Annotated in this window: 7 protein-coding genes; 5 read left to right on the top strand and 2 right to left on the bottom strand. The window is 72.5% G+C overall.

Annotated elements, in window-relative coordinates:
* Positions 1-195 precede the first annotated feature (195 nt).
* From G4D85_RS18280 to G4D85_RS18270, 3 genes are all read left to right on the top strand, one after another.
* Positions 196-2,040 carry an OmpA family protein gene (locus tag G4D85_RS18280; protein ID WP_240359354.1) on the top strand — a complete coding sequence of 615 codons (1,845 nt, stop codon included), beginning with the start codon at positions 196-198 and terminating at the stop codon, positions 2,038-2,040.
* 11 nt (positions 2,041-2,051) lie between these two features.
* Entirely contained in the window at positions 2,052-5,198 is a 3,147-nt protein-coding gene (locus tag G4D85_RS18275; protein WP_164013566.1) for a DUF4215 domain-containing protein, read from the top strand.
* A gap of 108 nt (positions 5,199-5,306) precedes the next feature.
* Positions 5,307-8,954, top strand: a complete 3,648-nt coding sequence (locus G4D85_RS18270; RefSeq protein WP_164013564.1) for a serine/threonine-protein kinase — start codon at positions 5,307-5,309, stop codon at positions 8,952-8,954.
* Positions 8,955-8,969: 15 nt separating this feature from the next.
* Here G4D85_RS18270 and G4D85_RS18265 read toward each other — a convergent pair whose 3' ends face one another.
* Both G4D85_RS18265 and G4D85_RS18260 read right to left on the bottom strand, forming a co-directional pair.
* The gene (locus tag G4D85_RS18265) at positions 8,970-9,332 is read right to left on the bottom strand and encodes a hypothetical protein (protein ID WP_164013561.1); all 363 of its coding nucleotides are present in this window, start codon (positions 9,330-9,332) and stop codon (positions 8,970-8,972) included.
* A 169-nt stretch (positions 9,333-9,501) separates the two neighbouring features.
* Entirely contained in the window at positions 9,502-11,121 is a 1,620-nt protein-coding gene (locus G4D85_RS18260; protein WP_420821710.1) for a sigma 54-interacting transcriptional regulator, read from the bottom strand.
* Between the two features lie 143 nt (positions 11,122-11,264).
* Here G4D85_RS18260 and G4D85_RS18255 point away from each other — a divergent pair, with 143 nt between their 5' ends.
* Both G4D85_RS18255 and G4D85_RS18250 read left to right on the top strand, forming a co-directional pair.
* Positions 11,265-12,821 (top strand): HD domain-containing phosphohydrolase, encoded by a 1,557-nt coding sequence (locus tag G4D85_RS18255; protein ID WP_205525593.1) that lies wholly within the window; start codon positions 11,265-11,267, stop codon positions 12,819-12,821.
* Positions 12,822-12,934: 113 nt separating this feature from the next.
* On the top strand, positions 12,935-13,708 hold the full coding sequence (locus G4D85_RS18250) for an alpha/beta hydrolase (protein WP_164013557.1): 774 nt from the start codon (positions 12,935-12,937) through the stop codon (positions 13,706-13,708).
* Positions 13,709-13,718: the final 10 nt, after the last annotated feature.

Here is a 13,718-nt window from a genome sequence, read left to right as displayed (position 1 = left end):
CCCGCGACGCCCGGAGCAGGGCCGCTGACACGTCAGGAATCGCTCCGCCCGGGGCCTTGGGGGGCGTTGCCCCGGGTTTCCTCCCCGTGTGTCTCCCATTGGACTCCTGGCGCGGAGCGTGCAATGGGCCGCTGCCGACCCGTGGGTCGAAGGCCGCGTGCGCCAGAGGGGAGCATGCGAGATGTGGAGGAAGCCTTGTTTCTACGCAGGAACCATTTCTGGCTCGGAGGACTCGCTGTCCTCTGGGCGTCCACCGTCCAGGCGCAGGCGCGCATTCCCGGCATCGAGCTGGAGCGGCTGCAACTCAACCCCGCGGCGCGTGACAGCCTCGTGCTGTCCACCGGCGACCTGCTGGAGGAGGGGCAGTACCGCCTCGCCTTCACCGCTCACTACGAGAACGAGCCGCTGGTGCTCCTGCGCGGCGACGAGCGCCAGGGCGTCATCGTCTCCGACCGCGTGACGGTGCACCTGAGCGGCGCCTATGCCGTCACCGACTGGCTGGAGCTGGGCGCGCAGGTGCCCATCGTCGCCCAGTGGGGCCCGGACACCTCGCCGCTGGGCGTCGCCACGCCCGGGGCGACCGCCCTGGGCACTCCGTGGCTGCAGGCGCGCGCCGGCATCCTGTCCGAGGCCAACGAGGCGCCGCTCGATTTGGGCGTGCACCTGGGCGTGGCCCTGCCGCTGGGCAGCGCCGACACCCTCACCCGAGACCAGGGCTTTGTCTTCTCGCCGCGCATCGGCCTGGGCAAGGAGCTTGGGGGCTCCTTCCGCGTGGGCGCCGACGTGGGCGCGCTGGTGCGCACCAAGACGTACGCGCTGTCCCCCACGGCGCAGCCGCTGCGCGATGAGATGGGCTTGGAGGTGAATGGCGGCGTCAACCTCACCGCCGGCTTCTTCGGCCTCAAGGAGGAGCTGGTGGTGCGTGGCACCCTTCCGGTGGCGGACGCCCCGGAGTCGCTGGAGGTGCTGCTCGGCCTGCGCGCTCCCACGGGCGACGGCACGGAGGTGTACCTCATGGGCGGCCCCGGCTTCGGCCAGACGCCCGGCACCCCGGAATTCCGCGTGCTCGGCGGCATCAACTTCGGCGCGGCCGGCGCGGCGGCGGCCCGCTGTATCGAAGGCCAGCCGTATGACGTGAACCGCTGCCCCGACCTGGACGCGGACGGTGACGGCGTGAAGAACGTCGCCGACCGCTGCCCGGCCAGCAAGGGCCTGGCCCAGCTCAACGGCTGCGCGGATGGCGACGATGACCAGGACGGCCTGCTCAACCTGGCCGACCGCTGCCCCGCCCAGGCGGAGAACACCAACGGCTTCGAGGACTCCGACGGCTGCCCGGACGACCCGGACACCGACAAGGACGGCCTGGCCGACTCGAAGGACGCGTGCCCCGCCGAGGCGGAGGACGTGGACGGCTTCGAGGACGCCAACGGCTGCCCGGACAAGGACAATGACAAGGACGGCGTCGCGGACGCGCGGGATGCCTGCATGAACGAGGCGGGCCCGAAGGAGAACCGCGGCTGCCCCGACAAGGACCGCGACTCCGACGGCCTGGTGGACCGGCTGGACAACTGCCCCGACGAGCCCGGCACGGAGAAGAACCACGGCTGCAAGGCCAAGCAGCTCGCGCAGATTGGCGAGGGCCAGATTCGCGTCCTCGAGACGGTCTACTTCGAGAACAACAAGGACGTCATCAGCCCCCGCAGCTTCAAGCTGCTGGACACGGTGGCCAACATCCTCGCCACGCATCCGGAGATCGAGAAGATGCGCATCGAGGGCCACACCGACAACACGGGCAACGCCGACTACAACCTGGACCTGTCCCAGCGCCGCGCGGACGCGGTGGCGAAGTACCTGGTGAGCAAGTCGGTCGCGAGTGAGCGGCTGGAGGCCAAGGGCTTCGGTCCGGCGAAGCCCCTCGCCGACAACGCCACCAAGGAAGGCCGCGCGAAGAACCGTCGCGTGGAGTTCAAGTTCGACGAGGACGTCGCCGGCGTGCAGACGCAGCAGGGCGCCCCGACCGCCGACACCATCGAGAAGTGAGGCCAGATTCCATGAATACGCGTGTCATCTTGAAGGCGGCGGCACTGGCGCTCGCGCTCGTGTCCACCCTGACTGGCTGCGAGGCAGACGTCTCGCAGCCCTCCCTGACAACCCCCAACCCCGTGCTGGCGAGCCAGTCGTCCGAAGTCGTGGGCGACGGACGGCTCCAGCCCGGCGAGGAATGTGACGACGGCAACACCGTTTCGGGCGACGGCTGTTCGGCCGCCGGCCTCATCGAGTCCGGCTACCTCTGTCACGTGCCCGGCCGTGCCTGCTCGCTGGCCAGCCTGTGCGGCAACAACGTCATCAACGTCGGCGAGGCCTGCGACGACGGTGATACCGCGGCGGGCGCCAACGGCTGCTCGGCGAGCTGTGATTTGTCGCTGTGCGGCAACGGCGTCTTCAACAACCGCCCGTTCCCGAACTTCGACCAGGAAATCTGTGACGACGGCAACCGCTTCGAGGGCGACGGCTGCAGCCGCCAGTGCGAGGTGGAGCCCGGCTTCGCCTGCGCGGGCAACCCCAGCCGCTGCGTGAGGGCGGGTGTCGCGGTGTTCAACACCGGCGTGGACCAGAACAACCGCCGGCTGGAGTCCGGCGCGGACCCGCACTGGTTCTACGCGGGCACCAACACGGGGGCGGCCACCGGCGTGCGCGCCGCCTCGGACTGGCCGCAGGAAATCCAGACGGCGCGCTACATGGCGGCGCCCCTGGGGGCCCCTGTCTGCGTGTACCAGGACTTCATCGTCCCCTCGACGACCAACATCGCCCAGTTCCGCCTGCGCCTGGCCACCTTCAACGACAACGCCTTCGACAGCGCGCGGGTGAACGGGACGGCCGTCACGCCCACCACGGTGAATGACCCGGGCGGCCAGCCCTGGCAGAAGAACATCTTCCGCGAGTTCGGTATCACCGCCCCCTGGCGCCCGGGCCTCAACCGCATCGAGCTGTGCAACGAGAACGAGGCCACCGAGCCCAACGCGTTCCGCTACCTGTTCGTGGACGCGTACGACGACCGCTGCGGCGACGGCGTCATCTCCCTGCGCGAGGACTGCGACGACGGCGACACCCAGAATGGCGACGGCTGCAGCGCGAGCTGCGGCATCGAGCCGGGCTACGGCTGCACCGGCCAGCCCAGCAGCTGCGCCCAGACGTGCGGCAACGGCTCGCTCAACCCGGGCGAGCAGTGCGACGACGGCAACGGCACCGCGGGCGACGGCTGCAACGCGAGCTGCCGCGTGGAGGCCGGCCACGCCTGCCCCACCCCGGGCCAGGCCTGCGTGCAGACGTGCGGCAACGGCATCATCAACGCCGGCGAGCTGTGCGACGACGGCAACACGCGTGACTCGGACGGCTGCTCCGCGGCGTGCCGCCTCGAGCGCGGCTACGAGTGCTCGGGCGCCCCGTCCACCTGCGCCCCCCTGTGCGGCAACAGCCGCCTGGACTCGGGCGAGCTGTGCGACGACGGCAACACCCGGCTGAACGACGGCTGCTCCAACGCCTGCACCCTGGAGCTGGGCTACGCCTGCCCCACCCCGGGCCAGGCCTGCGCGCAGACGTGCGGCAACGGGACGGTGAACCCCGGCGAGCAGTGCGATGACGGCAACCTGAACTCGCTGGACGGCTGCGGCACCGAGTGCCGCGTCGAGGCCGGCTACGCGTGCAGCACCCCCGCCAACGGCCCGTCCGTGTGCACCCAGTCGTGCGGCAACGGCACGCTGGACACGAGCGAGACGTGCGACGACGGCAACACGCAGGCGGCGGACGGCTGCTCGCCGGGCTGCCGCGTCGAGACGGGCTACAGCTGCTCGGGCGCTCCCAGCACCTGTGTCACCCTCTGCGGCGACGGCATCACCGCCGGTGCCGAGCGCTGCGACGACGGCAACAGGACCGCGGGCGACGGCTGCAACGCCACCTGCACCGTGGAGACGGGCTGGAGCTGCCCCGCCCCCGGAAACGTGTGCTTCAACACCTGCGGCAACGGCACCGTGGACGCTGGCGAGAGCTGCGACGACGACAACACCTCCAACGGCGATGGCTGCAGCGCCACCTGCGCCGTGGAGAGCGGCTACGCGTGCAGCGGCGCCCCCAGCGTCTGCCGCACCTCCTGCGGTGACGGCATCGTCGCCGGCACCGAGGTGTGCGACGACGGCAACCTGTCGGGCGGTGACACGTGCTCGCCGCGCTGCCTGCTGGAGGTGGGCCAGACCTGCATGGCGTCCGGCGTCTGCGACACCGGCTACTGCAACCCCGTGAGCGACACCTGCGCGGTGGCCGTTGGCTGCGGCAACGGCGCGCTGAACCCCGGCGAGGCCTGCGACGACGGTGACACCACCTCGGGTGACGGCTGCTCCGCGGCCTGCGCCATCGAGTCGGGCTACAGCTGCTCCGGCACCCCCTCGGTGTGCGCGGTGACGTGCGGCGACGGCGTCAAGGCGGACTCCGAGGCGTGCGACGACGGCAACACCACCTCGGGTGACGGCTGCTCCGCGACCTGCACCGTCGAGCTGCCCGACACCACACCGCCCGCCGCTCCGGTCATCACCGGCCCCGCCCAGGGCTCCGTGCTCTCCAACCCGTCGCCGACGCTGACGGGCACGGCGGAGCCGGGCAGCACGGTGACGGTGCGCGAGGGTGGGACGGTGCTGTGCACGGCCGTCGCCAGCGACACCGGTACCTGGAGCTGCGTGCCCACGACGCCGCTCGCCGACGGGCCGCACACCGTGACGGCCACGTCCACCGACGCGGCCGGCAACACGAGCCCGGCCTCGCCCACGGACACGTTCACCATCGACACCCAGGTCCCGGACACCCGCATCCCGCGCGGCCCGGAAGTCAGCACCGACGAAGAGGACGCCGCCTTCGAGTACTCGTCCACCGAGAACAACGTTCGCTACGAGTGCAGCCTGGACGGTCGTGACTTCGTCCCCTGCCGGGACAGCTACGACGTCGGGCCGGGCGAGCACACCCTGCGCGTGCGCGCCGTGGACGAGGCGGGCAACGTGGACGCCTCGCCCGCCGTGCACACGTGGACGGTGCAAGTCACGCGCGCCTTCGCGGGTGGCGGCTGCAGCACGGCGCCGGCCTCGTCCGGACTGGCGCTCCTCGGCCTGCTCGGTCTCCGTCGGCGGAGCCGCCGGGCCGGGGACCGCAAGTAGTTGAAGCCGCCGGGAGGTCCACTTCCCCTCACCGGGCCCTACTCCCCCTGGGCCCCGGACCTCCCGGCGGGCCTCCCGCGACACCGGGGCAGCCCGTATGCTGCCCCGGTGCACGCGGTAGGCCGAAAGATTGAGCTTTATGAGGAGGAGCTCCTCCTCGCCCTCGATGAAGGGCTGCTCTCCCACGAGGAGGCGGCGGCCCTGCGCGAGGAAGCGCTCCGCCTGGAGCGGGGCCCCCTGCAGCTCCTGCGGGAGCGGGGCCGCCTCACCGAGGATACCTTCACCTACCTGCGTGAGGAGCTGTCCGGGGAGGCCTCGACGCCCAGAGGCGCCCAGCCCGTGGAAGCCGACACCCTGACGCCGCCCACCCCGGGACGCTCGGGGGAGGTGCCCGCGTCCGGGACGCCCGACTTCCCCGTGCCCGACTGGGACCGCTACCAGCCCGTGCGCTTCCTCGGCCAGGGCGGCATGGGGCAGGTGTTCCTGGCGTATGACCCGCTGCTGCGCCGCAACGTGGCGCTGAAGTTCGTGCGCGGCGCGGACCCGGACCAGGCCCGCCGCTTCCTCTCCGAGGCCCGCGCCCAGGCCCGGGTGCGGCATGAGCGCGTGTGCGAGGTGTACGAGGTCGGCGAGGTGCGCGGCCGCGGCTACATCGCCATGCGGTACGTGGACGGGCAGACGCTGGGCCAGCTCGCGGACACGCTGACGCTGGAGCAGAAGGTGCTCGCGCTGCGCCAGGCCGCCGAGGGCGTCCACGCGGCCCACCGCGCCGGCCTCATCCACCGCGACATCAAGCCCGGCAACATCCTGGTGGAGCGCACCGAGGAAGGCGGGCTCACGCCCTTCGTCATGGACTTCGGCCTGGCGCGCGAGGGCCGGGACGATGGCGCGTCCTCGCACGCGGTGCTGGGCACGCCCCACTACATGTCGCCGGAGCAGGCCCGCGGCGACGCGTCCCGGTTGGACCGGCGCGTGGACGTCTACGCGCTGGGCGCCACGCTCTACCTGCTGCTCACCGGCCGGCCGCCCTTCACCGGGGCCACGGAGAAGGAAATCCTCACCCGGCTCCAGACGGAGGAGCCCCGCCCGCCGCGCGCGCTGGACGCGAACATCCCCGAGGACCTGGAGGCCATCGTCCTCAAGTGCCTGGAGAAGGAGCGCCCGGCCCGCTACGACTCGGCGCGCGCGCTGGTGGAGGACCTGGACCGGTTCCTGGAGGGAGAGCCGGTGCTGGCGCGCCGCGGCCTCGGCTACCGGCTGCGCAAGAAGGCCCGCAAGCACCGCGCCGTGCTGGCGCTGGGCACCGCCGCGCTGACGGTGGTGACGCTGGCGCTGGGGCAGGCCGTGCTGGCGCGCGCGGAGGTGGCGGAGCGCGAGCAGCTCGTCCGCCGCTTCACCGAGCGGGTGGAGCGAATCGAGGCCTCGGCGCGCTACTCCGCGCTGTCGCCGCTGCACGACACGCGCGAGGACCGGCGGGCGCTGCGAGAGAACATGGAGGCGCTGGAGGCCGAGGTGCGCCAGGCGGGCCCCCGGGCCGCGGGCCCCGGCCAGTACGCCCTGGGCCGCGCGCTGCTCGCCCTGGAGGACCGGGAGGGCGCGCGGGCACGGCTCGAGGCCGCCTGGGAGCGCGGCTACCGCGAGCCCCGTGTGGCGTGGGCGCTGGCGCTGGTGCTGGGCGACCTGTACCGCGAGCAGTTGCTGCTGGACGTGGAGCGCCGCAGCCCCGAGCAGCGCGAGGCCCGCCGCCGCGAGCTGGAGCAGCGCTACCGGGACCCGGCCCTCGCGTACCTCCGGCAGGCCGAGGGCCCCGACGTCCCCGCCCCTCCTTTATATGTACGGGCGCTGTTCGCCTTCTACGAGGGCCACCACGACACGTCGCTGGCGCACCTGGAGGCGATGGGCCGCGCGCAGCCCTGGTTCTACGAGGCGCCGCTGCTGCGGGGCGACGTCCTGTTGGCGAGGGCCACGCAGCGCTGGCACCAGGGTGATGCCGCCGGCTCGCAGGCGGACCTGGACGCGGGCCGCGCGGCCTATGCCATCGCCATCGGCACCGCCGACAGCCAGCCCTCCACGCACTACTCGCTGGGCCGGCTGGAGCTGGCCGCGTTCGTCATGGAGCTGTACGGCGCGGGCAACGTGCTGCCCCACTACGAGCGCGGCGTGGAGACCCTGACGCGCGCGCTCGCCGCCGCGCCGGATGACTTCCGGGCGCATGTCGTCCTCGCGCGGCTCCACCGCCGGCTCGCGGAGCAGCGGGCCCGGAAGGGGAGCCAGGACGTGGAGGCGCTGAACCAGAAGGCCATCGACGCCGCGCTCGCCGCACGGGCGCTCGCGCCGCCGGGGGAGTCTGCCCCGCTGCTGGAGCTGGCCATCGCCTACCGCCAGAGGGCGCGCCACCAGCAGCGGCTCGGACAGGACCCGCGCGAGCAGCTCCGGCTGTCCATCGAGTCCTTCGAGCGCGTCCTGCCCGGGGACCGCGACTATGCCTTCCACACCAACCTCGGCCTCACGTACCAGGTCTGGGCCGACTACGAGGCCGAGCACGGCGAGGATGCGCTCGCGCACCTGGAGAAGGCCATCGCCGCCTACCGCGCGGCCATCCACCTGCGCGAGCAGCAGGCGGATGCGTGGATCAACCTGGGTAAATCCCTGGCCCTGCGGGCCGCGCAGCCTCGCGCGCCGGACGCGGCGGGGGACCTGGAAGCGGCCCGGAGCGCGCTGGAGAAGGCCCTGAGCCTCAACCCCCGGAACGTCGTGGCCTGCTACCAGGCCGCGGACCTCTCCGAGCAGCTCGCCCGCTGGCGGCTGGACCGTGGCGAGGACGGCGGCCCGGACATGGAGCGGGCCCTCGCGCTCTACCGCCAGGGGCTGGCCATCAACGCCGAGCTGCCGCAGCTCCACAACGGCGTGGGCGTGGCGCTGCTGTGGCAGGCGGAGCAGCGCTGGGAGGAAGGCGGAGCCCCCGAGCCCCTGCTCGCCGCGTCCCAGCGGGCCTTCGAGCAGGCCCGGACGGTGGCGCCCCAGCAGGGCTACGCCTACAACAACCTGGGCGAGGTGTGGGCCCTGCGCGCCGCGCACCAGCTCGCGCGGAGGGTAGACCCGGGCCCGAGCGCCCGCGCTGCCCTGGACGCGTACCACCAGGCGCTCCAGTTCCTCCCCGAGGACGCGGACCTCTGGGTGAACGCCGCCCGGGTGCACACGCTGACGGCGACGTGGACGCTGGAGGACGGAAGAGACGTGCGGAAGGACGTGGCCCGGGCCGAGGAGGCGCTGACGCGCGCGCAGGGGCTCAACCCCCGCCTGGGCGCCACGTGGCGATACCTCGGTGAGGCGCGCGCCGTGCGGGCCCGCTGGCTTGCGCGGCGGGAACAGGCCCGGAGCGCGGACTTCGAGGAAGCAGCGGCGGCCTTCACGAAGGCGCTGGAGCTGGCGCCCGGGAAGCTCGAGTACTGGCTGGCCGCCGGGCACCTCCAGCGCGAGTGGGCGGCGTGGAAGGCGCGACAGGGAGACGACCCGAGCGGGGCGTTGACGCAGGGCCTGACGCTGGCCGAGCACGTCCTGTCCGCCCGGCCCCGGTGGGCGCGGGCCCGGGTGCTTCGCGCCAGCATGCGGCTGTCGCTGGCGGACGCCCTCGCCTCCAACGAGGCGCGGGAGGAGCTGGAGGAAGCACTCGCGTCCAACCCGCACCTCGCGCCCGCGTGGAAGGACCTGCTCTCCGCGTCGCGAGAGCGGATGGCCGGCCCTTCCACGCCTTGAGCGGCGCGGCTGCGACTACTTCGCGTCCTTGGGGTCTTCCGGAGGGTCGGTCGTCACGTCGAGGCCGCCCTTCTTCGTCTCATGCTCTCCGCGCTTCCTGCTCTCCTCGGTGCCGCCGGGGATGGTCACGGTGAAGGCGTACCGGTGCGCGTCCGCGGTCAGGGTCACGGTCTGCTGGGAGGACGACGTCAGCAGGGAGTGGCCATTCAGCGTGTAGGGCCCTGGCGGGGTGAGGCAGCTGCCCGCGTCGAAAGCCACGTCGACCTCCCCGGGAATGTCGTGGAGCGCGAACGTCACCGTGTCCCCGTGGCGAACCACCGAGCTCGGCGAGTAGCGGATGTCGTCATTGCTGAAGATGGTAACGGTGATGCTGGCCATGGGCCGTGGCTCCTCCCCGCTTGGGGGTGTTGAAGAACGTTGCCAGCGCGAGATTGCAGTCCCCGTACCAGCGGCTCCAGGCGCGGCTTCGCTCTGGGTTCACCTGCAACCTGCCACGCCAGCGCCCCGGTGAACACGTCAGCGGCGCGTCAAAGCCGCTCCTGACGTGTCACGCCCCCAGGCCCAGCTCGCGCACCCGGCGCTGAAGCGCACGCTTGGAGACCTCCAGCCGCTGCACCATCTTGTCCAGGTCTCCCTCACACTCGTGGAAGCAGCGGGTGATTTCCTCCGGGCTCAAGTCCCGCGCGGTGCGCAGCAGGGAGCTCTTGTCGATGAGCACGTAGACGGAGGGGCGGGGAATGCCCAGCCAGTCCGCGGTGGCCTTGAGGTCCCAGGAGCAGGCGCGCAGGGCCTCCAGCAATTCCTGCTCGCCCACCTCGGCGGGCTTGCGCCGGGAGCCCTTCGGCTCGGTGCCGTCCGGGGCCGGGGCCTCCGTCGGAGCCGAGGCGCGTCCGGGCACGGGCAGGGCCTCGACATCCAGCAGCTGCTCCAGCCGGGTGTCGACGCGCAGGCGGGACAGGCCCCGGCTGCCGATGACGAGCTGTCGGGCGACATTGCGCAGCTGGCGCACGTTGCCGGGCCACGCGTAGCGAATGAGGCGCACGGCGAGGGCGGCGGTCAGCCAGGGCTCGGCGCGCGGCTCCGAGGAGGACAGCCGCCCGGCCTCGCCCGTGGCCTCCAGCTCCTGGCGGGCGAAGTGGAGGAACAGCGGGGAGATGTCCTCGCGGCGCGCGCGCAGCGGCGGCACGTGGATTTCATAGCCGGCCAGCCGGTGCAGCAGCGGCGCCCGGAATTGTCGTTCCTCGATGCGCGCCTCCAGCTCGGCGTCGGTGGCGGAGACCAGCCGCACGTCGACGGGCACCGGGGTGTGGCCGCCCACCGGGTAGACCTCGCCCGTCTCGAGCACGCGCAGCAACGCGGTCTGCACCTCGGCCGGGGCCTCGCCCACCTCGTCGAGGAAGAGGGTGCCGCCCTGGGCGGCGCGGAAGAAGCCCTCGCGGTCCTTGACGGCGCCGGTGTACGCGCCGCGCTCGACGCCGAACAGCTCGGCGGAGACCAGCTCCTTGGCGAGCGCGCCCAGGTTGACGCTGACGAAGGGGCCCGCACGGCGGGCTCCGCGCTCGTGGATGGCGCGCGCCACCAGCTCCTTGCCGGTGCCCGTCTCGCCCCGGATGAGCACGGGGACGTCCAGGTCCGCCACGCGGGCAATGTCCTCACGCACATGACGGATGCCCTCACCCTGCCCCACGATGCCCAGGTCCTCGGGGCCGGAGTCTTGAGTGGGCGACGTGAGGTGGAGCAGCAGCACCACGCGCTCGGCGAGCACCAGCGGCACGCCCGCGGCCAGCTCCTCGCGAGTGAAGTCGCGGCGGCCGATGAGGGGCTCGGTGGCCACGCGCACCTGGGTCGCGTCCTCGGGCACCCGCAGCCGCACCCCTTCCTCGGGCCCGGGCTCGAACTGCACGGGGGTGCGGCTGATGAACGGGTCTCCCAGAGGGAGGGCGAGCAGGCCGCCGGGCCGCGAGAAGTCCGGGGCGTTGCGGGACAGGGCCGCGGGCTTGCCATCGGTGGCCAGCGACTCCAGCAGCAGTCGGTCGCCCACGCGCTGGAGCTGGGGATGGGCGACGATGGTCAGCGTCGGCACGGTGCGCACGGTCGGCGACCGCCGGGCCGGGTCCCGGCCGGGAGGCGTCGACATGTCGGCTGAGAGCGTGTGCTTCGTGGGCATGCGTCGGGCCTTGATACCTCTGTCGAGCCTACATCGCACGGCCTGTGTGCATCCGTGATGCGAGGGGGCCTTGTCCTGCCAGATACACGTGCGGCCCGGGGTCTGGTCGCCCCTCCCCCGTGATTCAAGGCGATACTCGGGGCGTGCCTTCCCTGCCCCAGACGCTCCGGCTCGCCGAGGTATTGGGTGCCCTCTCGCTGGCCACGGACCTGGCGAACGGCAACCCGATGGAGACGGCGCTGCGCACCTGCCTGCTCGCGGTGGAGCTGGCGCGCGAGGCGGGAGGCAGCGAGCAGGAGGTCTCCGACGCCTATGACGCGGGGATGCTTCGCTACGTGGGCTGCACCGCCTTTGCCCCCGAGGAAGCCGCCGCGATGGGAGACGACATCGCCGCCAAGCAGCTCTACTCGCCCGTGGACTTCGGCCGGAACGCCGAGTTGCTCCCCGCCACCCTCATGAGGTTGGGCAAGGGGCTGGGCCCACTGAAGCGGACCCGCGTGGTGGCCGGAACCCTGGTTGGTGCGAAGCGCGCCTATGGCGCCATGGCACGCAGCACCTGCGAAGTCGCCGTCCGTCTCGCCGCGAGGCTGGGCATGGGAGCGGGAGTGACGGAGGCACTCGGACAGCTCTACGAGCGCTGGGATGGGAAGGGAGCCCCGGGCGCCCGCGAGGGCGAAGCGCTGTCCTTCGTCGCGCGCGTCCTGCACGTGGCCTGCGCGGCGGAGGTCCATCACCGGCTTGGCGGAGCGAGCGCGGCCCGTGAAATGGTGCGCAAGCGCAGTGGCAGTCACTTCGACCCACGAGTGGCGCGCACCTTCGACCGATGTGCGCCGGCGCTGCTGGTCAGGCTGGACGCGCCCTCGGTCTGGGACGCGGTACTGGCCGCCGAGCCGGGCCGGAGGCCTCCCGAGGACGCGGCGCGGCTGGAGGACGTGGCGCGTGCCTTCGCGGACTTCGTGGACCTGAAGTCGACCTACACGCTGGGACATTCCTCGGGCGTGGCGGCGCTCTCGGAGGCCGCGGGCCGGGCCGCCGGACTGGATGCGGCCACCTGCACGATGCTGCGCCGGGCGGGGCTGCTCCATGACCTGGGCATGGTGAGCGTGCCCACCAATCTCTGGGACAAGCCGGGTCCGCTGAGCGCGGCGGAGTGGGAGCGTGTCCGGCTGCACCCGCACTACACGGAGCGGGTGCTGGCGCGCTCTCCCCTGCTGGCACCGCTGGGAGCCCTCGCGGGCGCGCACCATGAACGGCTGGATGGCTCGGGCTATCACCGCAACGTGCCGGCCGCGATGCTGGGGTTGCCCGCGCGCATCCTCGCGGCGGCGGACAGCTACCACGCGATGACGGAGGCGCGCCCCCACCGCCCGGCACGCACTGCCGACGAGGCGGCGCGGAACCTGGAGGCGGAAGTCTCCGCGCGGCGGCTGGACGGAGAGGCCGCGCGCGCGGTGCTCGAAGCGGCGGGACACCGGGCTCGCCGGAAGCGGGGCGCCTGGCCCGCCGGGCTGAGTGACCGGGAGGTGGAGGTGCTGCGACTGGTGGCGCAGGGGTGCTCGAACAAGGAGGTGGCGCAGAAGCTGTCCATCTCCGCTCGCACCGTGCAGCACCACACGCTGCACATCTACGACAAGCTCGGCGTGTCCACGCGAGCCGCGGCGGCGCTGTTCGCCATGGAGAACGACCTGCTCAAGACGTGACGTCGGGGCATGAGCCATCTGGCTGATGTTCCGTGGCGCGGGATGGCATCCAGGCTGGCGGGGTTCGGAGGCGGCATTCTATCTTCCGCCCCGCCGCCACCCCGCCGGAGCCCATGGGACACGTCCACATCATCCGAGACTTCGCCTCGCCCCAGGAGGGGCGCACCCGCACCGTCCGCATCTACACGCCGGACGCCTACGACTCCGCGCCGGGTGAGCGCTTCCCCGTCCTCTACATGCACGACGGGCAGAACGTCTTCGCCCACCCCGAGTCCGCCCTCTTCGACACCTGGTGCGCGAACCACACGATGGAGCGTCTCGTCTCCGAGGGCCGCATCGGCCCGTGGCTCATCGTCGCGGTGGACTCCACGAACGACAGGCTCGCCGAGTACTCCCCGTGGCCCGAGCCGCGCAGCAACGTCCCCGCCCGCGCCGGGCCCTTCGTCCGCTTCCTCGTCGACACGCTCAAGCCCTACGTCGACCGCGTCTACCGCACGCGCCCGGAGCCCGAGTGGACGGGCGTCATGGGCGCGTCACTCGGCGGCCTCATGTCGCTGTACCTCGGCTGGAGGTACCCGGACCACTTCGGCCGCGTCGGCGCGCTGTCTCCCTCGGTGATGTGGGGCTGGAACCAGCTCTTCTCCGAGTGGAACTCCCACACCCGGAAGTGGTCGCGCATCTACCTGGACGCGGGCGACGACGAGACAGTGGACCCCGTGGGCTACGTCATGCGCTACGGCGAGGCCACGCGCGACTTCCACCGTCACCTCCAGCACCTGGGCTACGCCGACCACGAGGTGCGCCTCGTGCTGGAACCCGGGGGCCAGCACCATGAGCGAGACTGGCAGCGCCGGCTCCCCGAGGCGATGCGCTGGCTGCTGGACTGAACAGGAGTGA

Source organism: Pyxidicoccus trucidator, from assembly GCF_010894435.1.
Classification (GTDB): domain Bacteria; phylum Myxococcota; class Myxococcia; order Myxococcales; family Myxococcaceae; genus Myxococcus; species Myxococcus trucidator.
The sequence above is the reverse complement of the archived record's forward strand: the minus strand, read 5'-3'. Positions and strand labels throughout refer to the sequence as shown.

Bases quoted from the DNA above. Each gene is read 5' to 3' on its own strand.
- G4D85_RS18275 (WP_164013566.1), top strand. From the start codon at position 2,052: ATGAATACGCGTGTCATCTTGAAGGCGGCGGCACTGGCGCTCGCGCTC.
- G4D85_RS18265 (WP_164013561.1), bottom strand. From the start codon at position 9,332: ATGGCCAGCATCACCGTTACCATCTTCAGCAATGACGACATCCGCTAC.
- G4D85_RS18260 (WP_420821710.1), bottom strand. From the start codon at position 11,121: ATGCCCACGAAGCACACGCTCTCAGCCGACATGTCGACGCCTCCCGGC.
- G4D85_RS18250 (WP_164013557.1), top strand. From the start codon at position 12,935: ATGGGACACGTCCACATCATCCGAGACTTCGCCTCGCCCCAGGAGGGG.